This window comes from Campylobacter concisus, from assembly GCF_003048555.1.
Classification (GTDB): Bacteria; Campylobacterota; Campylobacteria; order Campylobacterales; family Campylobacteraceae; genus Campylobacter_A; species Campylobacter_A concisus_AO.
The window spans coordinates 15,369-38,398 of sequence record NZ_PIRR01000020.1 but is presented as its reverse complement, the minus strand read 5'-3'; the positions used below and the strand labels follow the sequence as shown (position 1 = coordinate 38,398).

General features: G+C 37.1%; 20 protein-coding genes, 1 tRNA gene and 1 pseudogene. 6 read left to right on the top strand and 16 right to left on the bottom strand.

What is annotated here, in order from left to right:
• The 14 genes and pseudogenes from CVS92_RS05280 to dnaG all read right to left on the bottom strand — a co-directional run.
• Window positions 1-781: pseudogene (locus CVS92_RS05280) on the bottom strand (hypothetical protein); the annotation flags it as partial.
• Window positions 782-1,546: a type IVB secretion system protein IcmH/DotU gene (icmH, locus tag CVS92_RS05275; RefSeq protein ID WP_085658354.1), complete on the bottom strand. Its 765-nt coding sequence runs from the start codon at window positions 1,544-1,546 to the stop codon at window positions 782-784. It abuts the pseudogene before it with no gap.
• Between the two features lie 8 nt (window positions 1,547-1,554).
• Window positions 1,555-2,949, bottom strand: coding sequence for a type VI secretion system baseplate subunit TssK (gene tssK, locus CVS92_RS05270; protein ID WP_107788753.1), 1,395 nt, complete (start codon window positions 2,947-2,949; stop codon window positions 1,555-1,557).
• 1 nt (window position 2,950) lies between these two features.
• The gene (gene tssJ / locus CVS92_RS05265; RefSeq protein WP_054195914.1) at window positions 2,951-3,418 is read right to left on the bottom strand and encodes a type VI secretion system lipoprotein TssJ; all 468 of its coding nucleotides are present in this window, start codon (window positions 3,416-3,418) and stop codon (window positions 2,951-2,953) included.
• A gap of 112 nt (window positions 3,419-3,530) precedes the next feature.
• On the bottom strand, window positions 3,531-3,659 hold the full coding sequence (locus CVS92_RS09225) for a hypothetical protein (protein WP_265094452.1): 129 nt from the start codon (window positions 3,657-3,659) through the stop codon (window positions 3,531-3,533).
• Window positions 3,660-3,936: 277 nt separating this feature from the next.
• A complete protein-coding gene (locus tag CVS92_RS05255; protein ID WP_107788748.1) occupies window positions 3,937-4,728 on the bottom strand; it encodes a hypothetical protein in 792 nt (263 codons plus the stop codon).
• A 1,249-nt stretch (window positions 4,729-5,977) separates the two neighbouring features.
• Window positions 5,978-6,054, bottom strand: a tRNA-Met gene (locus CVS92_RS05240).
• Window positions 6,055-6,159: 105 nt separating this feature from the next.
• A complete protein-coding gene (locus CVS92_RS05235; RefSeq protein WP_107788745.1) occupies window positions 6,160-7,149 on the bottom strand; it encodes an argininosuccinate synthase domain-containing protein in 990 nt (329 codons plus the stop codon).
• Window positions 7,150-7,208: 59 nt separating this feature from the next.
• Window positions 7,209-8,432, bottom strand: a complete 1,224-nt coding sequence (gene pepT, locus CVS92_RS05230) for a peptidase T (RefSeq protein WP_107788744.1) — start codon at window positions 8,430-8,432, stop codon at window positions 7,209-7,211.
• A gap of 11 nt (window positions 8,433-8,443) precedes the next feature.
• Window positions 8,444-9,754 (bottom strand): C4-dicarboxylate transporter DcuC, encoded by a 1,311-nt coding sequence (gene dcuC, locus CVS92_RS05225; protein ID WP_107788743.1) that lies wholly within the window; start codon window positions 9,752-9,754, stop codon window positions 8,444-8,446.
• 14 nt (window positions 9,755-9,768) lie between these two features.
• Window positions 9,769-10,467, bottom strand: coding sequence for a dipeptidase PepE (pepE, locus tag CVS92_RS05220; protein ID WP_107788742.1), 699 nt, complete (start codon window positions 10,465-10,467; stop codon window positions 9,769-9,771).
• Complete coding sequence (locus tag CVS92_RS05215; RefSeq protein ID WP_107788741.1) at window positions 10,464-11,783, bottom strand: amidohydrolase; 1,320 nt, start codon at window positions 11,781-11,783, stop codon at window positions 10,464-10,466. The genes pepE and CVS92_RS05215 overlap by 4 nt, the downstream gene beginning before the upstream one ends.
• 10 nt (window positions 11,784-11,793) lie before the next feature.
• On the bottom strand, window positions 11,794-13,029 hold the full coding sequence (locus tag CVS92_RS05210) for a M20 family metallo-hydrolase (protein ID WP_107788740.1): 1,236 nt from the start codon (window positions 13,027-13,029) through the stop codon (window positions 11,794-11,796).
• Between the two features lie 104 nt (window positions 13,030-13,133).
• Window positions 13,134-14,813, bottom strand: coding sequence for a DNA primase (gene dnaG / locus CVS92_RS05205; protein WP_107788752.1), 1,680 nt, complete (start codon window positions 14,811-14,813; stop codon window positions 13,134-13,136).
• Between the two features lie 55 nt (window positions 14,814-14,868).
• Between dnaG and CVS92_RS05200 the strand changes: the two genes are divergently transcribed.
• From CVS92_RS05200 to aroC, 4 genes are read left to right on the top strand one after another with little or no spacing between them, the layout of a single operon-like run.
• Entirely contained in the window at window positions 14,869-15,900 is a 1,032-nt protein-coding gene (locus CVS92_RS05200) for a tetratricopeptide repeat protein (RefSeq protein ID WP_234398705.1), read from the top strand.
• Entirely contained in the window at window positions 15,878-16,312 is a 435-nt protein-coding gene (gene rnhA / locus CVS92_RS05195) for a ribonuclease HI (RefSeq protein WP_107788738.1), read from the top strand. The genes CVS92_RS05200 and rnhA overlap by 23 nt, the downstream gene beginning before the upstream one ends.
• A complete protein-coding gene (gene rnc, locus CVS92_RS05190) occupies window positions 16,309-16,980 on the top strand; it encodes a ribonuclease III (protein ID WP_107788737.1) in 672 nt (223 codons plus the stop codon). Before rnhA ends, rnc begins: the two co-directional genes overlap by 4 nt.
• 8 nt (window positions 16,981-16,988) lie before the next feature.
• Window positions 16,989-18,056: a chorismate synthase gene (aroC, locus tag CVS92_RS05185; protein WP_107788736.1), complete on the top strand. Its 1,068-nt coding sequence runs from the start codon at window positions 16,989-16,991 to the stop codon at window positions 18,054-18,056.
• A gap of 47 nt (window positions 18,057-18,103) precedes the next feature.
• On the opposite strand, the gene CVS92_RS05180 is transcribed toward aroC, so the two are convergent.
• Window positions 18,104-18,730, bottom strand: a complete 627-nt coding sequence (locus CVS92_RS05180; RefSeq protein WP_107788735.1) for an autotransporter outer membrane beta-barrel domain-containing protein — start codon at window positions 18,728-18,730, stop codon at window positions 18,104-18,106.
• Between the two features lie 263 nt (window positions 18,731-18,993).
• Between CVS92_RS05180 and CVS92_RS05175 the strand changes: the two genes are divergently transcribed.
• Both CVS92_RS05175 and CVS92_RS05170 read left to right on the top strand, forming a co-directional pair.
• Entirely contained in the window at window positions 18,994-20,256 is a 1,263-nt protein-coding gene (locus tag CVS92_RS05175; protein WP_107788734.1) for a DNA repair protein, read from the top strand.
• The gene (locus tag CVS92_RS05170) at window positions 20,246-20,554 is read left to right on the top strand and encodes a YolD-like family protein (RefSeq protein ID WP_234398704.1); all 309 of its coding nucleotides are present in this window, start codon (window positions 20,246-20,248) and stop codon (window positions 20,552-20,554) included. Before CVS92_RS05175 ends, CVS92_RS05170 begins: the two co-directional genes overlap by 11 nt.
• Window positions 20,555-20,585: 31 nt before the next feature.
• On the opposite strand, the gene CVS92_RS05165 is transcribed toward CVS92_RS05170, so the two are convergent.
• Window positions 20,586-23,027 carry a molybdopterin-dependent oxidoreductase gene (locus tag CVS92_RS05165; RefSeq protein WP_107788733.1) on the bottom strand — a complete coding sequence of 814 codons (2,442 nt, stop codon included), beginning with the start codon at window positions 23,025-23,027 and terminating at the stop codon, window positions 20,586-20,588.
• Window positions 23,028-23,030 lie beyond the last annotated feature (3 nt).

The following is a 23,030-nucleotide window of genomic DNA, read 5'->3' as shown; positions in this document are numbered from 1 at the left end:
GATTTAGTTCGTTACTTTTTTTAAAAAGCATAATCAGATTTTCATCAGGATAACGTATCTGTGTTATTTGATCGCTACTTGATGGAAGCGCCTTTATTCTGCCCCACATTGCTTCAAAAATTAAAGTATAAGCGTTAAAATTTTTAATATCACTCTTTAAAAGCATTAGTGATAAATTTATAAAATATTCTCTAAATTCTCTATCATTAAATGTACTAATGTCATTGCCACTAAATGAAACGTTTTGATGGTAAGTTGGCTCAGTTTTAGTAATTACTTTTGGCTCTTTGGCTTTTAAAATTTCTTCTTTTTTTTCTTCTATATAAAGCGTATCAAAATGCGTGCCAAGCTCTTGCGAAAGCTCAGGCACAAGATCATTAAACGCTTTTGCGTCAGCTTGATCCAAAGCTTTATCATTAGCTTGCATAAAAAGCTCTATTGTTTGAGCTATTATCTTTTTTTTAGCAGGTAGTTGTTTTTCATTTTTTGCAAGTGAAATTGGCTCTTTTTTTAAAATAGATAGAAAAAAGGCAAAAGCTTTTATAAGTGTCTTAAAAGCTTCTTTGTCGTTTAAATTTATAGCAGAAATCGCTAAAAAATTTAAAAGCTTGGCATCAAGACTAAACTCACTTAAGGCTTTTAAAGATGAGCTAAATACATAATCCCACTTTATACTGTCATGCATCAAAGTTTTATACTTTGACATTTCATCAGCTAAACCAATATAAAGCTCATTCTCTAAAAAATCTTCATTAAATTTATTACAAAAATTATCTTGCACTTACTTGTTATCCATAAAATTCTCTATCTTATTATTTAGAACGCTATCGTTTCTGATATTGTTTTGATCCATAGAATATGTACTATATAAGAATGCAGCTGCAATCATAGCAATGGCTAGTAAAATGAAATAAAATTTTAAACGCTTTAGCGAAAATACCTCAAGAAAGCTTTTCTTTGTCTGTTTTAAGTAGCTCTTTTCAAATACATTTTCATCAGCCTTTATAAGCGGAGAAACAGCTGCAGCTATATTTTCACAAAGATAAGAGATTTTTTCATTGCAATCTTCTTGGGTTTCATATTTTCCTTTATAACCAAGCACCAAACAAGCATATATAAATTCTAAGAAATCTTTATTTTTACCAACATTTTCAAACCACTTATCCATAATGCCAAAGAATTTATTTCCACCTAGATTTTCATTAAAAAATCTTGTTGTCAGGGTATTATTGGCCCAAAAGCTGTTCATAAAAATTTCATTTTTTAGCAAGCTCTCATCTATAAAAACACAAAGGCAATACCTAAGTCTAATAATATCGTCTTCCTCGTAAATGCCTAGATTTGATATCTTTGAAGTAGTGCTTAAGATATCGTTTATCAATTTTTCACGTAAATTTGCCATTTCGCTTTGTGAAAAATTTTGTAATTTTGAAACCCTATTTGCCAAAAGAAGTAGTGGTAACACGTGATCTAGTGCAAGATTTGTGCCAAGACCCAAAAGATTTGTTTGACTTAAAACTGAGGTTTCATTTTGATTTTCGTTCATTTTTATCCTTATAATAAAGCCCACATTTTAATGTCAGCATTTGGTAAATTTGCCGTTATATAAACGCTAATCACATTTTGATTTGCAAAGCTTTTAAAAATTTCATCTTTTTTGTCTATCTTGTAATAGATATAATCATTTAACTTCGGTAAAGTACTAGGAACAACAGAAATTTGCTCTACGTTTATACCCCTTAACTGTGAAGAAACTATGCCTTTTATATTTGATTGAGTATGGATTTTGCACTGCTCTTTGAAATTTTTAAGAAGATACTCATTTTTTGTATCGCTGTGAATAGCAAAATAAATTTCTGAGTTTTCAATAATGCTTGGATTATCAAAAATACAGTCATAAAAGCCGTGATTGTTTTTAACAATTTGTGCCATTATATATTTTGGAGATAAGATGTGTGAGAATAAAAGTCTTAGATTATTTATCAAAGGCACAAAAGTTTGAGTTAGGTTATTGTGATCGTAGGCTATAAATTCGCCAAAACTATTATCGTGACTAAGTGCCAACAGATCAGCCTGAAAATCAACTAATTTTTCATACAAATACTCTGGGTGAAATTTATCTTTTTTTAACAAATAAGAGAATATTAAATGCCATTTTTTTAGCATATTTAGTGTTAAATATGTTGAAAAATCAAGTCTATTTTTAGCTTGATCAACACCTCCTAGCAACCCAAAATAACTCTCTTGATGTTGCTTTGTAGCAAAGCTAAGCTCCTCTATAAAATTTGTTATAAAGGTATTTTTACTGATGTCAATACAAGTTGGAATAAATTTTTCGTCAAGCATTATTTGTTTATTTAGATCTATATTTTTTATTTTACAAATTGGTATGCTAAGCTCGTAAGGCATCTTTGAGCCAAATACCCCAAGAGATGATCTTTGGCTCGCTAGGATTAGATTTTCTTTATCTTGTGTAAAGGCAGAAGATAGTTCAAAATCATCTTTATCATCTAGCTCGTTTAATATATCGTTGCTAGCTTCATCATGCACTCTTGAGCTAATAAGTGCTTGCTTGGCTGTAAATTTTAGATTTGGTAAATTATTTTGCAAGCTAATATCAACCAGACCTGAGCTAATAGGTAGTTTTAACACTATAATGGCTGAGTTTAGTTCACTTGGACTTATCTCAAGCGGTTCTGGTAATTCATCTTGATCTGGTGCATTGAAAATCGTACCATCTTGAGAGATACAAGAAATTTTAGTTAGCCCTATTTTGCCTTGAAGCAAAAGATCGCTTGAAATTTCTAAATCTAAAACACCGTATAAATTTGAAAAAGAAGAGATGGTTTTTAGGTTTAAATTTCTCTCAAAATATCTTTCTTGCTGCTCGAAATGAACCTTATCAACGTTCATTCCATTATACCAAACGACTTTTAGCTTTTCAGACATTTTATTTGCTTGCTTGTATTTTAGAGCTACTAGCATCTAAAACATTTACGCCATTTTTTGTTATTTCAAAAACTATATTTTTTTCTTTTATCTCTTTTGTAGCCTTGTAAGCCTTGATATTTGTCTTGCTCTGATCAGCATAAAGTACCAAAATACCGACATACGGAACCTCATCAGGATATACATTCGTAAAAGCGTATCTATTTGTATTTGGCTGAATTTGTGTTTTTATAGAGTCAATCTTGTCATAACCTAGTATTTCACCATTTCTCTCGGCTAGATCGATAATGCTAGCTTCTTTAAATTTAGCCACATCTCTTAATTTATAAGCTATGATAGTTATAGGAACATTATCGCCATGATAGTTTAAATTTGAATTTGGCATATTGCTTATAATAAGATCTTTTGCACATCCTGTAAGAAATAGCATAAATACTAAAAAAGATAGAAATTTAAATATTTTTTTCATGAGTTCCTTTACCTGATTTTAATAATATTATTTTTGCGTAATTATATCTAAAAAATTTAGATGATGCTCATTTTAAAATTAATGTTCTTAAACAAAACTTTTATATCAGTTCTCATTCTTTTTTATCGTCTTTGTTATTTTTATTATCTTTGCTGCTCATACTATCTACAGCCACCTGTGTTATTCCAGTAAATATACTTGCCCTAGCTTCAGCCTCAGTCTGCAAATCTCCATAGCCCACTTTTATGTTTACCCTCTTGTTGCGTTGTAACCAATCCACATTATAAATACAAATATAGCCTGTATCAAAGAAACGCCGCCTATCGTGACGTCCATTTCTTTCAAATTCTTTTTCGAAAAGTCGCTCTTTTTTATACCGTTTTTAATTATGTAATATATATTAGTCAAGATTATCCCAGCAAAAATAACGTCACCGTAGTGTTCTCCAAAGAGAAGTTTTAGGATTACTATAAAGCCAATACACAATATGCTACCAAAAAAAATAATTAGAAATTTTTTTATTTTTTGTTATCCTTTCTATCTTTGTCATTTTTGCTTTTTATGCTATCGGCTACTGCTTGACCTGCCCCTGTCACAACCGATACTATACTTTCAGCCTCAGTCTGCAAATCCCCATCGCCGACTTTTATGTTTTTACCAAAATTTCCTGCTATATTGCCGAATGCACCAAAAGCCCCACCTAAAAATAATTTATTAAACACTCTATCTTTATCCACATCTTTTGATCTATCTTTAAGCTGAGAGTATAGCTCGGTAGATGAGTTGACAAAAGCGCCTCTGACTATTGCTGAGAATAAACCGCTAGCAGCTCCGCCATATGCACCGCCTAATGCATTTATTACTACTTCTGTATGGTCAATATTTTTAAAACTATAGCCGTTATTTATATACTGCGATCCAATATCTATACCTCCGCCTATGGTAGCTCCTGCTACTATACCCGGGGTTTTTGAGCTATCATAAAATTTAATATCTTTTGTTGCATCTTTTATTAAAGTACTAGGACTGCTTTGCGAAGCAGAGAGCTTTGGTTTAGAAGCTGTCACTAAATAACCTTTATCGTTAGTAATTTTATAAACCTCTACCGGTTTATTATTTTTACCTAATTGTTGATATATCACTTTATTTCCCGTTATATCCATACTATGAGCTACATACTCTTTGCCGTTATGTCTTAATATACCGTCGCTACCCAACTTTCCTCCTTTTGGAGTATTGGCTAATAGTTTTTCGTTTATTCTTTCAGTCATTCCTATTTTAGAGATATTTTTAAAATTTCTATTTATCACCGCTGCTTTGTTTATTTTTTAATTTTACATTTGTAAAATTTAACGAATTCTTACTTTTTTCAAATTTAACTTTTTGCTTCTTATGTTTTTTAGGGTTTCTATTCTGTGATTTATCTGGTATAAATTTTTCAGGTCGAAAAGCCCAAAAAATCACACCGATAGTAGAAATCCACGAAAAGATGCAAAAATAAACTAAGTACCCATTTGATTTGTAAATTGTAAATTTAACGAGAAAGTAAAAAACAATAACAATAGGAATAAACAATAATATACCTATTTTTAAAATTTTTATATTTTTAGATTTATTATAGATTATATAACAATGGCAAATAAACTTAAAACAAAAATATAGTACGAGCAAACCCAAAAAATATAAGATAATCCAAGCAACTAATGGGTGAGATTGGCTAAATATACGATTAAATCTACGATTTTATATTGAAATTCTCGCCAGAAAGCATTAAAAAAATCATTCATTACCACTACCGCCGATAGTATTGTCTTTTATTGTATTGCGAAGTTCATAATTTGCTCCTTGAAAAATTGTATGTCTAAAAATATTTCCACCATTTTCTATCATATTATTTAATAATTTATCTTCCCTATTTATTGATTTTGTATTTAAGAAATCTCCCAATTGTTTTGATATTGCCCCAATTGAATGCTTTACTTCTCACAAAATTTGAGAAATTTGATGCATACTTAGTATCATCATCTCTATTTTTGTTTACATCTCTATTATCTTGTATATCCATCGATCTTTGGTTTTCATGAGTTATGGTTTTTGCTAGATCTTTCATATCGGTTATGTTTTTGAAATTTATATAACTAGCACCGGTTTGCAAACTCGTATAACCTTTTATTTCTTCGTCATTATATCCTCTTTCATTTTTTGTAAGTAAGACTGCGCGATATAGTCTTTCTCAAAGCTTTCTTGAAAGCCTTTAAGAAAATTCTTTACAAAGGCTCTACTATGAAGCTCTTCATCTTTACTGTTAAGCTTACTGAAGCTTAATGGCAGTAGATGGATATTCCTTGGAGTATTTTAAAGGTAACCTAAAATAAAAGATAGAAACAAGAATGTAAAACAAATTTATTTTTATGATATTAAAAGGGTGATGGCTTTATAATCGTTGGAATTTTTAAGAGGCTGTCCCACTTTAGTAACTAAGTGTTCCACTCTTAAAGGAAATTTTAAAGAAAGGGAAAGAACAAAAGCATCACTACTAGTGCCTAAAATAGTGCGTTCTGGTATCACGGGGGAGACTTGAACTCCCGACCTCCGGCTTATGAGACCAGCGCTCTAACCAGCTGAGCTACCGTGACACTTTAAAATAAGTTTCGGATTATATAATTTTTAAACTTATTTGTAGATAAAAACCATCTTTATCTACAAACACAAAGTAAAAGTACCAAGAATCAATAAAACGTCTATTTTACGAAATAATTTTGAGCTAGAGATTTATTCTCAGGTGTGATACTAAATTTCTCGCCAGCAATGCTAACTTCAAATTCATTTTCTCTACTTGCTTTTGTATAAGCTAATGCGAGCCTTGCGGCCAGCTCTTTGTCAGCTTTACTAGCGTTTTTGCTTATGAAGCTAACGGCTCCTACGATGTCATCACTCTCTTTAAAATTTACTTGATCGAATTTATCATTTGGATGAGCCAAAAGTGCGTTATTATCGCTCTCATCACGTCCTATTATCATTTTTGCACCATCTGGCAAGCGCAGATGCCTACCAAGCTTTAGCCACGTTACATCGATATCTCGCATCTCTTTATCAAAATTTAGATAATCCTTTATCTTCACAGCAAAGCTCTCGATCGTTAGCAAACACCCACCTCCAGGCGTTGCAAAGTCCTCAAAGCCAAATTCCTTTGCCAAAGCAAGCTGCGGCTTTCTATCACGTCCGCTTATATCAAGCAGTTTCTCTCTATCGACCCAGCCCTCGCGCTCTGGCTTAGTTGGTGGCAAGAGCTTAGCGCACATCGGACGAAGCACCAAATCATCCTCGTCATCAGCTAGGCGCTTAACCTGAAAGAGTGCGTCTCTTCGCTGACTCATCGGCCTTTGACCTACGACTTCGCCTGTGATGATAAAATTTGCATTTTCACTTTTTAGCATATTTAGAGCTGTTTTAAACATATATCCGTGACAATCAATACAAGGGTTAAACTGCTTGCCATAGCCGTATTTTGGGTTAAAAAGCACATCACGAAGATACTCATTTCTCATATCAACCACTTTTAAGCTAGCTCCGGCCAAAGCTGCACGGCGTCTTAAAATTTCATGTTTTTCTTCATCTACGCCAAATCCAGTATCCATATAAAGTGCGACCACTTCGATGTTTTGATCACTTATTAATTTCATTGAGAGCATGCTATCAAGCCCTCCGCTAAACAAAGCTAAAGCCTTCATTCTTATCCTGAAAGTAAAATTTAAAGCCTAAATTTACTAAATCTAGGCTTTTATGAAGTTTATTTAGCAGCGTTAATTACGATTTTTTTGATGACTTCGCTAGCAGCTTTTAGACTGCTAACTGGCAAATACTCGAAGACGGAGTGAAAGTTATTTGCCCCTGTGAATAAATTTAGCGTTGGCACACCTTTTGCAGATATCACAGCGCCGTCATATCCACCACGCATCGGCTTTATATTTGGCGTGATATTTAGCTCGCTAAAGGCATCTTTTGCTAGTTTTATCGGAAGTGAGTTTTCGTCTTTTAAAAATTTAAAGACGTTTTCATAGCGTGTTTTTAATGTGATCTCACAACGTTCTCCATAAATTTTGTTAAAAGAATTTGCCATATCGCTTAAGAACTCAAGCCTTTTTTGAAATTTTACCTCATCAAATTCTCTTATATCGATCTTAAGAGTTGTTTTTGCGCTGTTTCCACTAAGCTCTTTTACCCAAAAATAGCCTTCTTTGCCCTCGGTACACTCTGGCACTTCGCCGCCTGGCAAAAGTGAGATAAATTTATGCGCAAGAAGTAGCGAATTTACAAGCTTGCCCTTTGCATTCATCGGATGAGCCGAAACGCCTTTAAAGACCATCGTGCAGTCAGCCGCGTTCCAGTTTTCATATATTAGCTCGCCTATCTCGCAGCAGTCTAAGCAGTAACCAAAATCAGCTCCAAGCAAATTTACATCAAGTGCTTTTGCCCCAAGTAAGCCCTGCTCTTCATCTGGCACGAAGCAGATCACGATTTTACCGTGCTTTACATCAGGATTTTGCATAAAGTAGCTAGCCATATTTACAATGCTAGCGATCGCAGCCTTATCATCAGCCCCAAGCAAGCTAGTGCCGTCAGTCACGACTATGTCATCACCAACGTACTTTTTAAGCTCTGGGTTATCGCTAAATTTTAGATAAATTCCCTGCTCTTCGTTTAGGCAGATGTCGCCACCTGTGTATTTTACGATTTTAGCTTTGGTATCATTTTTTTGCTCACTACTTGTATCTAAGTGCCCAAAAAAGGCGATGCTTGGAGCATTTTCACAGTTTGCAGGAATTTTTGCTATCAAGATAGCATTGTCTTGCAAGATGATATCTTTTATGCCTAGCGAGCTAAGCTCTTCTTTTAAAAACTTAGCCAGCTCGTACTCGGTTGGATTAGAAGGCATGACACCTTTTAGTCCATTCTCTTTATTTGTTGTTGTGTTAAATTTTGTGTAGTTTAAAAATCTCTCTACGATATCCATTTTTCATCCTTTTAGATGACAAAAAATGCAATCGCTACAACAGAGACAAACATACCTAAAAATGTTCTTTTAGCGATTTCAACTGGACTAACCATCGCAATGCCTGCACAAACGATAGCAGCACCAGCAATCGGAGAAGCCGATCTACCTAAAGCACCAGCAATAGCTGCAGCCATACCAAGCTTGTCTTGTTCAAAGCCAAGTGCAGCGGCATTTGTTGTGACAGCTTCGTTAAATGCAAATGTAGCAGCATCGCCTGAACCTGTAACTATGCCCATGATAAATGGCACAAACGTTCCGCCAAATTTAACGTAACTTTGATCTGTTTTAAGCCATGCGATGACCACATCAACGGCTCCACATGCCTTTAGTCCAGCGACAAAGACACCAGCTGCGATGATGATACCCATAACATCAGCATAAGCGTGGCCCATTCCGTTAAAAAATTCTTTTGTGATCTTTTGCGGATTTGTAAGCGTAGCAAAAATAGCTATGATAGCACCTAGTATCATCGCCTCAGCAACGCCCATCTTTGTCCATGCAAGAAAGCTATAATCTTTTGCAAGGCTTGTTCCGCCAATAACCAAGATAACAAGTGGAACTAGAGGCATAATGGCGTAGATAAAATTTACTTTAAATAGCGGTTTCTCTTCGCTAGCAGCACTACTTTCAAGAGTGAAATTTGTATTTTTTTGATAGTCTTTAAGCAGTATCGCAACAATAACTAATGCGATCACTACGATAACAAGAGCAGTAAATGCACTTGGAATTTGCACTTTTATGACATCTTGAACTGTATAGCCCTCAACCGTCTTTTTAACAAGATCAGCCACATAGACGTTGTGAGCCGATCCTGGGCTTAAAACTCCACCAAATGTCCCCGCAAAAACAGCAGCACCAGCCATAGCTGGGCGGATACCTGAGGCCATTAGAAGCGGTATAAGTGTCGCACCAACAGCAGCGGAGCATCCTGCAGCTGAAGGGATAGCGATATTTATAAAGTAAGTTAGCACGGTTGTTGCAGGGATCAATATAAAACCCACATTTTTAAGCGGCTTTGTAAGAAGCGCAACAAGGTGCTTATCGCACATTGTATATTTCATAACAAATGCAAAACCCATACTCGCACAAATCGCCTTTATAAGCCCTGCTTTAGTCATATAGTCAGTAAAAGCACTTAGTGCCCCCATCGGTTTTAGTGCGATTAAACAAAGCACCAAACCAACACCTATTAGCACCGTTCTTGTCTCTTTTTTTAAGACAAGAAGTGCCACAACAGCTACGATGCCAAGAATGGCAGCAATTAGCTTAAATGTTTCCATACCTCTCTCCTTGCTTAGATTTTAAATTTAGTTCCAATTTCTATTTTTTCTATCTCTTTTTGATACTCAAATTTTAAAATTTCACTGTGTCCTATGACCTCAGCCTCGTTGTCCGCTATAAGCAGAGCCGTGCCCTCAGGCAGTGCGTAAATGGTCTCTTTTGGATTAGCTATTAAAAATTCCTCCAGTCTCTCCTCTCTACTCTCGCCGTTATGACCTGCTAGCTTGCCACTTATGAAGTGCGGATTGATCTGATATGGGAAGATATTTAAGCTATCAAAGGACTTTGGCATGATGATAGGCATATCATTTGTCGTCATCATCGTCTTACCGGCGATATTTGCGCCAGCCGACCAACCAAAGTATTTTGCGCCATTTGCCACAGCTTCTTTTATAGGCTCAATCAAATTTAGCTTATAAAGCATGTAAAGCAGCATAAAGGTATTTCCGCCGCCAACTGCGATACTGCTAGCATTTTTGATAGCTGAAATTTTATCCTCGTAGTGATGGATTGATTTTATATTGCTATTTTTTAATCTATCAATTACTTTTTGCTCATACTCGTCATTTGTTCGCCTAACTCCAGCGTAAGGGATAAATAAAATTTCTTCCTTGCCGCATTCACCTAAAAATTCCTTAACCCAGTTTTTGCAGTGCCTTAAATAGCCAGTATCTTGATAGCTTGAAGCACTGATTAGTAAAGCATTTTTCATTTTTTTACTCCATTTAATTTGTAAGCAGATCTTAGATAGACATCAACCCCAGCCACCAAGCACTCCTCATCAAAGTCAAATTTGCAGTTGTGATGGCCTGCTTTTAAATTTGTACCGATCATCATATAGCCACTCTTTGCGCCTCTGTCTTGCAAAGCTCTCATAAAATGAGCAAAATCTTCACAAGCACCAAAATCAAGCTCTTTTACGATCTTGTCATCATCTATAAAAGGACTTTGCTTTGCGGCTTCATAGAAAATTTCAATTACTTCTTTGTCGCTATCGGCTCCGTTTGTGCCGCCAGTTTTTACGACTTTGCTCTCTACGCCATAAATTTCGCTCACACCTTTAACGATATCCATGCATTTTTCATACATAAAATCATTTAAATTTGTGTCTTCACCTCTTGTTTCGCAAGCTAGATAGCCGTTTGGTGCTATGACGTTTCTACCCTCACCTGCTTTTAAAACGCCTACGTTTATCCTAGTCACGCCTTTTGCATGTCTTGTGATACCATGCATGCTTAGCGCCATTTGAGATGCAGCTAAAAGGGCATTTGCGCCATCTTGTGGTGCTCCTGCTGCGTGAGCTGAACGACCAGTGATATGTACGTCAAATTTTGAAGTTGCAAGTAGCTTATTTGTCCCACAAATGATGCCTCTATTGGTTTTTGCTTGAAAGCCGAGATGACCGCCCAATAGATACTCTACACCATCAAGCACACCAGCAGCTTCCATAGCCACAGCTCCTCTTGTGCCCTCTTCTGCCGTTTGGAAGATAAATTTAAACTTACCATTTAGATCATCTAAATTTTCAGCTATAAGTTTTGCCACACCAAGACCTATTGACATGTGACCATCATGCCCACAAGCATGCGTGATACCAGCGATATCTGCACCAAAACCCTCTTTGTAAGGTCTGTGAGTAGGCTCATCACTCTCTGTCACATCAACACTATCAATGTCAAATCTAAATGCTGTAAATTTACCAGGCCTTTTCGTATCTATAAAGGCTGTTAGGCCTGTTAAGCCATCTTTCATATAAGGAAGATACTTTGCCTCTTCAGGACTTAGGAGCTTTTTGGCTCTTTCTATTGCTTTTTCGCATTGCTCTTTTGAGCCAAGTCCAAGCCTTGCATCAGCTTTAACCACCTTGTCACCAAGGCTTATTTCATAACCAAGATCGCTAAGTCTCTTTGCTAGTACGGCGGTTGTAAAAAATGTAAACCAGCCAGTCTCTGGATGCGAGTGAAAATACCTGCGATCCTTGATCAGCTCATCTTTTAAAGAAAGAGCCAAATTTGCTATCTTATCCATAGATTTCTCCTTATTCATTTGATAGTTTAATTAGTGCATTTGTTAAAATTTGTGTAGCTTTGAAAGCATCATCAAAATTTATAGCTTCTGCTGTATTGTGACTGATACCGCCGACACAAGGTATAAAAAGCATACCAACGCTGTTTGCAAGCTTTGTTAAATTCATCGCATCATGTCCAGCTCCGCTTGGCAAAGTAAGCGTTTTTATGCCCAGTTTAGCAGCCTCTTCGCTTAGTAAATTTATAGCATGCTCACTAAGTTTTACTGGCTCGTCACTACTTAATTCTCTTATCTCATAACTAAAATTTAGCTCACCGCTTAGCTCTTTTATAAAATTTCTAAGCTCTAAATTTAGCTCTTCTAAGCTTGCTTTATCGATATCTCTTAGATCAACTCCAAGCCTTGCCTCGCCTGGCACGACGTTTAAAACGCCCGGCTTTGCATGTGCGTAACCAACAGTAGCCACAGCAGTTTTTTTGTTTTTTGCAAATTTATTTGCAGCGATGATGATGTGTGAGGCGGCAAGCAGCGCGTCACTACGCATATTCATCGGCGTTGCACCGCTGTGATCTGCCTTACCATGAATAATAATTTCAAATCTAATAGGAGCGGCGATACCGCTTACTATACCAACGCTTATACCACTTCGCTCAAGCACTGGACCTTGTTCAATGTGAAGTTCTAAATATGAATGAAGTGAGTGTTCTTTTAAAATAGAATCATTTAAATTTTGTGGCTCAAGTCCAAATTTACTCATCGCTTCAAAAAGCGAAATGCCATCTTCGTCTTTTAATTCATGAAGCCTTTGTAGACCAAGTTTGCCGCTTATTATCTTGCTGCCAATGGTCGCTGTCTTAAACCTACTTGACTCTTCACAGCAAAAATTTATCAACCAAAGCGGACGCTTTAGTTTAATGCCAGCTTCTTTTATCAAGGTTAGTGCTTCAAGTCCTGCCATGACACCAAGCGTGCCATCATAAAAGCCACCATTTGGCACGCTATCTATGTGAGAGCCCACACAAACCGGCTTTTCGCCTGGCTCACAGCCATCATCATAGATGGCAAAGATATTGCCAACATTGTCAATTTTAAGTTTAAAGCCATTTTCTTCTATTAAATTTATAAGAAAATTTCTAGCCTCCAAGTCTTCTTTACTAAATGCAAGCCTTGTTAGCCCTCCACCTTTTAATGCTCCAAATCTGCTTATAGCATTAAAATTCGCCTCAAATCTTTTAAAATTTATCATAATAAATCCTTAAAAATAAAACTAATCTTAAAAACATTTATTACTTTGAACATTTTACATTTAGTTTTATGATTTAAAGCTGAATAAGTGTTAAATTTTGAAATCTAATTTTTTTGTAATTTGTTGTGCAAGCCTTTAATAATCTCTGAAATTTTTTGCATTATTTCGATTTTATTTGGTTTTTGTGATTTTCTGGTATCTTCACGAAACTTCTCATAGTATTTTAGTTTTAGCTTTAAAATGGCCTCTTTAAGGCTATCTTCGCTCGAAGCTACGTTTGAGCTCTCATCAACATAAATTTCTCTAACAAGCACCGCATTGTCTTCAATATTTGGCAATAAAACAGCCTGAAAATAATCTTTATGATGCAAGAAGAATTTCTCCTCAAGCTCGTTTAAAACGATAGTTTCGTAATTTTTATTTGCAAGCATGCTCTTTAAAACGCTAAATTCTAAAATATCAGTTTTATCTTTTTTTTGAGCCGTTTGTTTATTTATCGTTGTAGCATTTGTAAAATTTTGATCTTGTCTGTTTATATATCTTTGTCCATGAAGACTAAAAGTATTTAGCTCTATTTTGAGCAAATTTGAGACCAGTAATTCGTAGCTTTTTGCGATTATTGACTTTAGAGAATTTGTAAATTCCACTATCTCTTCTAAACATTTTTGCTTTTGCACTGGGCGCGTAATATCATATTTTTTTACAATTTGCTCGATATAAAACTCGCCAAGCTCAGTCCCGGATCCAAACATCTCTTTTAGCTCGTCACTTCTACCTGCAAAAACCATATCCGCAGGGTCTGCACCATCTTTTATGATTACAACGCTTCCATCTATTTCGTTTTGTACCAAAAGACGAGATGATTTTATAGCGGCATTTATACCAGCCGAGTCACCATCAAAACAAAGCACTACGCTTATCTCGCCTCTTTTTAAAAGTGGTAAGTGATTAGTCGTAAGCGCAGTCCCAAGCACGGCAACAGCGTTTGTAAAGCCAGCAAAGTGCAGCATGATAACATCTAAATATCCCTCTGTGATGATGATCTGCTTCTTTTCAAAAATACTTTGTCTAGCTAAATGATAGCCGTAAAGTAGCTTTGACTTGTCAAAAACCATACTTTGTGGAGAATTTACATATTTAGCGGGATGATCTGAGATCGTTCTGCCACCAAAGCCGACTAGTTTTGCCGTGTGCGCATATATGGGAAATGTGATACGCTCGATAAAACTAGCATAAATTCCCTTCTCGTTTTGCTTTACGATTCCAACTTCAAGCGCCTCTTTTGGCTCGATATTTTCATTTTGCAAAAGTCTAATGGTACTAGCGCTCTCCCCTGCCCAGCCAAGCTCAAATTTCTCGATCATCGCGTCATTTATACCACGAGAATAGATATATCTCACAGCGGCTTCGTGCTTGAAAAATTCACTCCTATAAAAGGCGTTTACCTTTTCTAAAATATGCTTATTTTCTTTTTGTGTTGGGGCTTTATCGCTTGTGTATTCGAGACTAAAATTTACAAGGCTAGCTATTCTTTCGATAGCTTCTGGATAGGTTAATTTCTCATAATCCATTACAAATTTGATCGCATCTCCGCCGGCCTTGCAAGCAAAACAGTGAAAAATTTGCTTGCTTTGACTTATGCTCATGCTAGGATTTCTATCATCGTGAAATGGGCAGACGCATTTGTAGTTTGCACCCATTTTTTTAACTGGCAAATAGTGCTCTATAATGTCAACGATATCGATTTGATTTTTGAGTTTTTCTATGGATTTTGGATCTATCATAAGCAAAATTATACAACTGCTTTGTTATAATTAAAGTAAAATTTTATTACAAAGTATGAGCGTGGATATTTTTTTCATTGGGCATAGAGATCCGATATTTAGCCTTATTATTTTATTTAGCATTATTTTGATGATAGCTGCATTAAGCTATGCTTGGGGTATCTTTTCAAGCAAAGATGAGAAAAAACGCATTGAAAAATTTATAAGAAAATTTGATAGTAAAGACGGCATAAGTAGCGAGCATAAACAGATGCTACAAAGCCCAGAGATAGACGCTCAAAGCCTTTGCATGCTAGGGCAAACTTTTGCCAAAAATGGTGATTTTGAAAAATCAATTAGTGTTTATCTCATAGCACTTGGCAAAGTTAGAGATAAAAATGAAAAAGAATTTATCCTAAACGAGCTTGGAGAGGTCTATTTTAAGGCCGGATTTTTGAAAAAAGCTAGCGAAGTCTTTGAAAAAGTGCTTGAACTAAGTCCAAGAAATGTGCTTGCACTTCGCTTTTTAACGATGATAGATGAAAAACTTAAAAACTACAAAGAAGCTCTTTACGCACTAAATTCTCTTGAAGAACTTGGTGTAAATGTAAAAGATCAAAAAGCCTATATAAAGGCGATCAGCACGCTTGATGATAGAAATTTAAGCTTTAATGAAAAGGTAGAAATTCTCTCCCACCTTAGCCAAAATTTTGAGCTTTTAAAACGTATGATCTTAGCACTTTTCATAAGGCACAATGAAAATTTAGAAAATTTAAAAGATTTTGCTCGTTTTGAAGATGTGATCGATCTGCTTTACAACCTAAAAACACCTATAAATTTAAGCGATCCAAAGTACAAATCGCTCTTTTACGCAAAGGGCGATATAGATGAGCCATGTGAAATTTATGGCTTTGAGCTAAACGTCATCAAAAAACTAAAAGACGCTAAATTTGACGCGGCTGGGCTAAGCTTTAACTACGTTTGCAAAAGCTGCAAAAACTCATTTCCCATGCACTTTTACCGCTGTCCAGTCTGCCACGAGCTAGGAAGTGTCAAAATTTTATCCCACATCACAGAAAAAGCAAGTGAAGATAGTAACACTTTTTAGCGACGGCTCGTGCCTTGGAAACCCTGGAGCTGGCGGCTGGGCGTATATATTGAGATTTAACGAAGCGCAGAAAAAAGCAAGCGGCGGAGAGGCATTTACTACAAATAATCAAATGGAGTTAAAAGCTGCGATAATGGGGCTAAAAGCGTTAAAAGAGCCTTGCGAAGTGAGACTATTTACCGATAGCTCATACGTGGTAAATAGCATAAATGAGTGGCTTTCCAACTGGCAAAAGAGAAATTTTAAAAATGTAAAAAATGTTGAGCTTTGGCAGGAGTATTTAGAAATTTCAAAGCCTCACAAAGTCGTGGCAAACTGGGTTAAGGGGCACGCTGGACACCCTGAAAACGAGGAATGCGACCAGATGGCAAGAGATGAGGCATTAAAAATAAAAGATGAGAATGAAAGATGAAAATTTTAGAAGAATTTGAAAAGAGTCTTGGATATAAATTTAAAAAAACTGAACTTTTAGAAGAGGCGCTAACACACAAGAGCACCAAACAGGCGTTAAACAACGAAAGGCTCGAGTTTTTGGGCGATGCGGTGATGGATCTGCTCGTGGCTGAATATCTTTTTAAGAAATTTAGCAAGATCGCAGAGGGCGACATGAGCAAGCTAAGAGCCGCACTTGTAAATGAAAAAAGCTTTGCAAATATGGCAAGGCATCTAAAAATGGGTAAATTTTTAAAGCTAAGCACGGCTGAAGAGAACAATGGCGGTAGAGAGAAAGATAGCATTTTAAGCGATGCGTTTGAGGCAGTGATGGGCGCTATCTACCTTGAGGCTGGACTTGATAAAGTGCGAGAAATTTCGATCGCTCTGCTTGAACTTTGCTATCCACAGATCGACTTTGCACACCTCGAAAAGGACTACAAAACCGCTCTTCAAGAGGTCACTCAGGCCAGTCTTGGTGTCATCCCAACATACGAACTCATCGGCACGTCAGGTCCTGATCACAAGAAAGAATTTGAGATAGCCTTGCTACTAAATGGCAAAGAAATTTCACGCGCCGTTGGCAGCTCTAAAAAGCAAGCCCAACAGCTTGCAGCAAAAATCGCACTAGAAAAAATCAAAAAATAGGAAAAATTTTGAATACATTTGGTAAAAAACTAACCTTAACAACCTTTGGCGAGAGCCACGGGGTGGCGATCGGTGGCGTGATAGATGGACTTCCAGCTGGGCTAAAGATAGATGCAGACTTCATCCAAAGTGAGCTAGATAGACGCCGCCCGGGACAAAGCAACTTTACAACCGCAAGAGATGAAGCCGATAAGATAGAAATTTTTAGTGGCGTCTTTGATGACATAAGCACTGGGGCACCGATAGGTTTTGCCATTTTTAACAACAACCAAAAGTCAAACGACTATGAAAATTTACGTGAAATTTTCCGTCCAGGCCATGCGGATTTTACTTATTTCAAAAAATATGGCTTTAGAGATCATAGAGGCGGCGGACGCTCAAGCGCAAGAGAAACGGCCGTTAGAGTAGCTGGTGGGGCTTTTGCGCAGCTACTTTTAAATGAGTTTAATATAGAAATTTTAAGTGGAGTGCTTGGTATAGGCAAAGTTTTTAGCGACAAAATAGACTTTAACTTTGCTAAAAATTCTCAAATTTATGCTCTTGGCAACGAAGAGGCGATGAAAGAAGTGGTAAATAAAGCTAGAAGCGAGCACGATAGCGTGGGAGCTATGGTTTTAAGCGTGGCTAGAGGAGTGCCAGCTGGTCTTGGTGAGCCACTTTATGATAAGCTAGATAGCGCTTTAGCAGCGGCTTTGATGGGCATAAATGGTGTAAAAGCCGTTGAGATCGGTGCTGGCGTAAATGTAAGCTCCATGCTTGGCTCAGCAAACAATGACGAGATGGACGAGCTTGGCTTTTTGAGCAACAACGCTGGTGGCATACTTGGGGGCATAAGCAGTGGCGCCGAGATCGTGCTAAAGAGCCATTTTAAGCCTACGCCTTCGATATTTAAAGAGCAAAAAACGCTAAATTTAGCTGGCGAAGTGGTAGACTTTGAGCTAAGGGGCAGACATGATCCATGCATAGGCATACGTGGTAGCGTCGTTGCAACCGCGATGATAAGGCTAGTGTTAGCTGATATGCTCTTACTAAATGCAAGCACAAAGCTTGAAAATTTAAAGAAAATTTACGGCTAAAATCTATAAAAATAAGTAAATTTAGTGGCCAAAAAAGCCACTAAATTTTAGAATCTATAAGCAAACTGAAGTTTTGCACTGCTTTGATCTTTTTTACCAAAAGATTGTGTTATGCCAAAATTTATGAGTGTTGCATAAGTTGGCGTATATCTTAGACCGACCTTAACCTCCGAGCTTGTTCCTTTTTGAGTTAGGCTGATCTCCTCGTCTTCTTGGATCACCGCTATTTTTGACTTGGTGTTAAATTTATGCTCAGCGCTAATTTTTCCATAAGGATTAAATTTACCAGCATCATAGGCTATTTTTGAGTAAATTTTAGCTCTACTTGATGTAACGCCGCTAAATTTTAATGTGCTTTGTCCGATATCTGCCTCATCGCTACCGACATAAGAGAGTGCGTAGTTTAGCCCCCTATCAAGCATAAAACTATCAAATTTTATCTTTTTGCCGATGCCAAAGCTAGCATTGTAGTATGGCATTGAGATTTTATAATCCACATCTTTCGCATCAACCTTTGTTTGGCTCCTACCAGCTTTTGCCATGAGATCGATATAAAAATCACGTGGTAAATTTAGCCTTGAAAAAATACCAAATCCATAGTTTCTAACTCTACCATCTATTTTGGCTTCTTCATCGCTGTTATCAAATATTGGTATAGCAAAAGCTCCAAGCATAGACTCGCCATTTTTATTTTTACTTTGCTAGAATTTATATCACTTCTATCTGTTAAACCAATATAAACACTTGATTGTCTACTTTTTTTCAATAGAAGGGCTAATTATATTAACTCTTTTATGCGTTGCATTTGCTCTGGCTCCACTAGTAAAATTTATCCATTTTACTTATTTTGTTTCTAAAAAATTTTTATTAGAAATTTTAGCCTTAAGATCAATTTTTCAAAAACGAACTTTTACTAATTTTCATCTATAATCACTCCATGAAAAACGAAGCACAAAAATTTTATGCCGTCATTGATCTAAAGTCCTTTTACGCCTCAGTTGAGTGTGTGGAGCGAGGGCTTGATCCGTTTAAAGCCGATCTAGTCGTAGCTGACGATAGTCGCGGCAACGGAAGTGTTTGCCTAGCCGTTAGCCCAGCTCTTAGAGCCAAAGGTGTGAAAAATAGATGCAGGCTTTTTGAAATACCAAAGGCTATAAATTTTATCATTGCGCCGCCTAGAATGCAGTTTTACATCGACTATGCGGCTAAAATTTATGAGATATACCTAAAATATGTCTCAAAAGATGATATCTATGTCTATTCTATCGATGAGGCCTTTATCGATCTTACTTCTTATGTTAAATTTTATAATACCGATGCAAAATCCATAGCCAAAAAGATAATGGATGAAATTTTAAAAACTACTGGCGTTACGGCCACCTGTGGCATGGGCACAAATTTATACCTTGCAAAAATCGCCCTTGATATCCTAGCTAAGCACAGTGATGATGGGATTGCATTTTTAGACGAGCAACTTTACAAAGAACGTCTTTGGACGCATCAACCGCTAGACGACTTTTGGCGTATCGGTAAGCAAACTAGGCTAAAGCTGGAAAAACATGGAATTTTTTGTATGAAAGATATAGCAAATGCTCCGCGAAGCTTACTTGAGAAATTTTTTGGAGTTGATGCCTATATAACGATAGATCACGCAAATGGCATAGAGCCAACGACAATAGCTGATATAAAAGCATATAAACCAAGCACAAAATCCTACTTTAGCTCTGAAATTTTACCAAGAGACTACGAACGTTGTGAGGCGGTAGTCGTACTAAAAGAGATGGCTGATAGGCTAGCGCTTAGGATGATCAACAAAGATGTAATGGCGAGTGGAATAACGATAAATATAAAATTTGCCGACAAGCTTGAGCCACACCAGCGTGCAAGCATTCGGTTTAAGACACCAACAAATGTCTCAAGCGTACTGATGAGCGCGGCTGAGGAGCTACTTTTAAACAAGATAAAAAATGTTGGGCTGATTAGGCAAATTGGCATCAGTGCAAACGACGTAGTAAAAGAAAGCCTAGCTCATCAAAGTCTTTTTGATGATGGCGCTAAAGAAAAGGCGATTTTAAAATCCCTAAATCTCATAAAAGAAAAATTTGGTAAAAACTCGGTTTTAAGAGCTATCGATCTACTACCAGAAGCCACTGGGCAAGACCGAAATAAAAAAATCGGAGGGCACAAAAGTGGCGAGTAAAGATAGAGCAAAAATTTTTAGCTCGTTTAATCCTCTCTCAACCTTAGAGCGAGCCCTGCGGTCAAGAGAGCGAGAAAAATGTGAAAAGCTTGAACTTGATGAAAGCATGGTGGATGAAATTTTAAAAAAAATAAGCAAGCTAAGACCAGCTGATGAAGTATACGTGAGCTACTATGACTGCTATACCTATGCAAGTGCTAGAGGGCTAATCTCCGATGTAAATTTCAAAAACAAAACTCTTATGGTTGTAAAAACTAGGATCAAATTTGAAGATATAAATGACCTAAAAATAATTTAGCCCCCATGCGAGGGCTAAATTTATATAAATTCTACAAAGATTGTAAAATTTTTGGTTTAGAAAATGCAGTTATTGGTTTGATCTCGCCTTTATATTTTTCAAGATCCGCTAGTATCGTATGTCCGCAGTTGCTTTGAGCGATACTAGATGTGCCTTTGTCGCGTGTTAGGACATTGATGCAGCCATGCTTGCAAAGGCTTCTTTCGCCAAGCACTTCAGGATCATACCATGCACCTTCACAAATAGCGATGACACGCTCTGGGATGATGTCGGTGACAAGCGCTCCTACTAAAATTTCACCTCTATCGTTAAAGACTCTCACTACATCGCCAGTTGCGATGCCTTTTTTCTTAGCGTCGTTTGTATTTATTAACATAGGCTCTCTTGCGCTCACTTCAGCATAGTTTCTGATTATTGAGTTATTTAGCTGAGAGTGCAAGCGGTATCTTGAGTGTGGGGTTGTGATGCTAAATGGATATTTCTTAGCTTTTTCACTACCAAGCCACTCAAACGGCTCGATCCAAGCAAAGTGTGGGGCAAAGTCTTTGTAGCCAAATTTAGCAATAGTTGGAGAGTATATCTCTATCTTGCCTGATGGCGTGCCAAGGCGATTTTTGTGTGGGTTTTCTCTAAATGCACTAAGTCTTGTGTAGTATTTTGTCTCTTCATTGTCTTTGTCAAATTTGACATATCCCTCTTTCCAAAACTCATCAAAGTTTGGCATTTTAAGATCTAGTGCCTTAGCTTGTTCCACCGCATCTGCGTAAAATTCTTTCGCCCAGCCAAGCTCATCTTTACCCTCAGTAAAGACCTCTTCTCTGCCCCAGCGTTTGCAAATTTGTGAGCATATCCAGTAGTCGCTTCTGCTTTCTCCCATTGGCTCAACTACTGGCTTATAAGCCACGATGTATTCGCTTGATGGGACACTTTGGTTGATGTCATTTCTCTCTACCTCAAGTGCCACCGGTAAGACGATGTCGCTTAGTTTAGCTGTGCTTGTCCAAAATGGCTCAGCAGTTATTACAGTATCAAATTTACGCCATGCTTTTACGGCGTTATTTACGTCCTGATGCCTTGTAAACATCGAACCAGAGGCCATATAAGCTACTCTCATATGTGGAAGTTTGATCTTAGAGCCATCATAGTCTATCTCTTTGCCAGGATTTTGCAAAGCTTCGATTGATCTTGAAGATGGGATGGTTACGTTTTTAAATTTCTTCCATGGAGCACCATCTACATTTTCATATTTCTCGCTTATCCTAGTACTGATACCTTTTAGAGCAGGTGCTATCTTATCAGTGCTACCGTTTCCGTAGTAGAGGTTAAACTCAAATCCAAGACCTTCTTTACCGATGTGGCCAAGCATTGCACTAAGAGTTACGATACCCCAAAAGCTCATTTCGCCATGGTCTTGTCTTTGAAGTGATCTGCCAGCAATGATAGTGCTTGGCTCTTTTGCAAGCGCTGTTGCAAATTTAGCGATATCTTCGGCTTTTACACCACAAATTTTACTAGCCCAGTTTATATCTTTTACCACTTTGTCGGTCGTACCAAGCAAATAATCTTTAAATTTATTAAAACCAACTGTGTATTTTTTTATAAATTCCTCGTCGTAAAGATTGTTTTCATAAAGATAGTGGCACATACCAAGCATCATTGCTACGTCAGTGTTTGGACGAACGATGATAGTTTCAGAGTCAAGGTATCTTGTGGTGTCATTTTTAAAGACGCAAACACTATATGTTTTAATGCCAGCATCTTTTATCTTTTTAATGCCAAGATAACCATCATGTGTTGGTGGCTGCCATGAAATTTGACCAGTTACAAGCGGGTCAGTACCCCAAAATACGATATTCTTAGCATTTTTAACCATAGCTTCCCATTTTGTAGGAGCGTCATAGACTGCACTATTTCCAAGGACATGAGGCATGATGACAAGACCAGCGCCTGTTGAGTAGTCGCCGCTCTCTTCAACGTATCCGCCTAAAACCTTAAGCATCCTGTGGCCAACAGTCCTACCCCAGCTGATCTTACCGCTACCGCCCCACCAATAGCATTCGCCGTAGATGCTCTCAGGGCCATATTTGTCAAAATTTTCTTTTAAGGCTTTTGCAGCAAGGTCAAGTGCCGTATCCCAGCTAACACGCACAAATTCTTCCTTGCCACGAAGCTCACTTTTTGCCGCGCCTTTTGCCTTTAAGTAGCTTTTTCTTACGTATGGATAGAGTACGCGACTTTCATTTTGGATGAGGTCTGGCAAGCTGTTATTCATTGTATTTGGGAATTTATCGCCCTCAAATGGATCAACAGAGACGATTTGATTTGAGTTGGTATTTGCCCAAAATAGACCAAATCTATTTGCTCCAAAAGTTTTCTTTTGGTCAAAAATGGTTTTTGTCACACCTTCAATCCTGTTCGCTTGTGCCGCAGTGGCTGCAAGCGCAGAAAATTTTATGAAATCTCGTCTTTTCATATT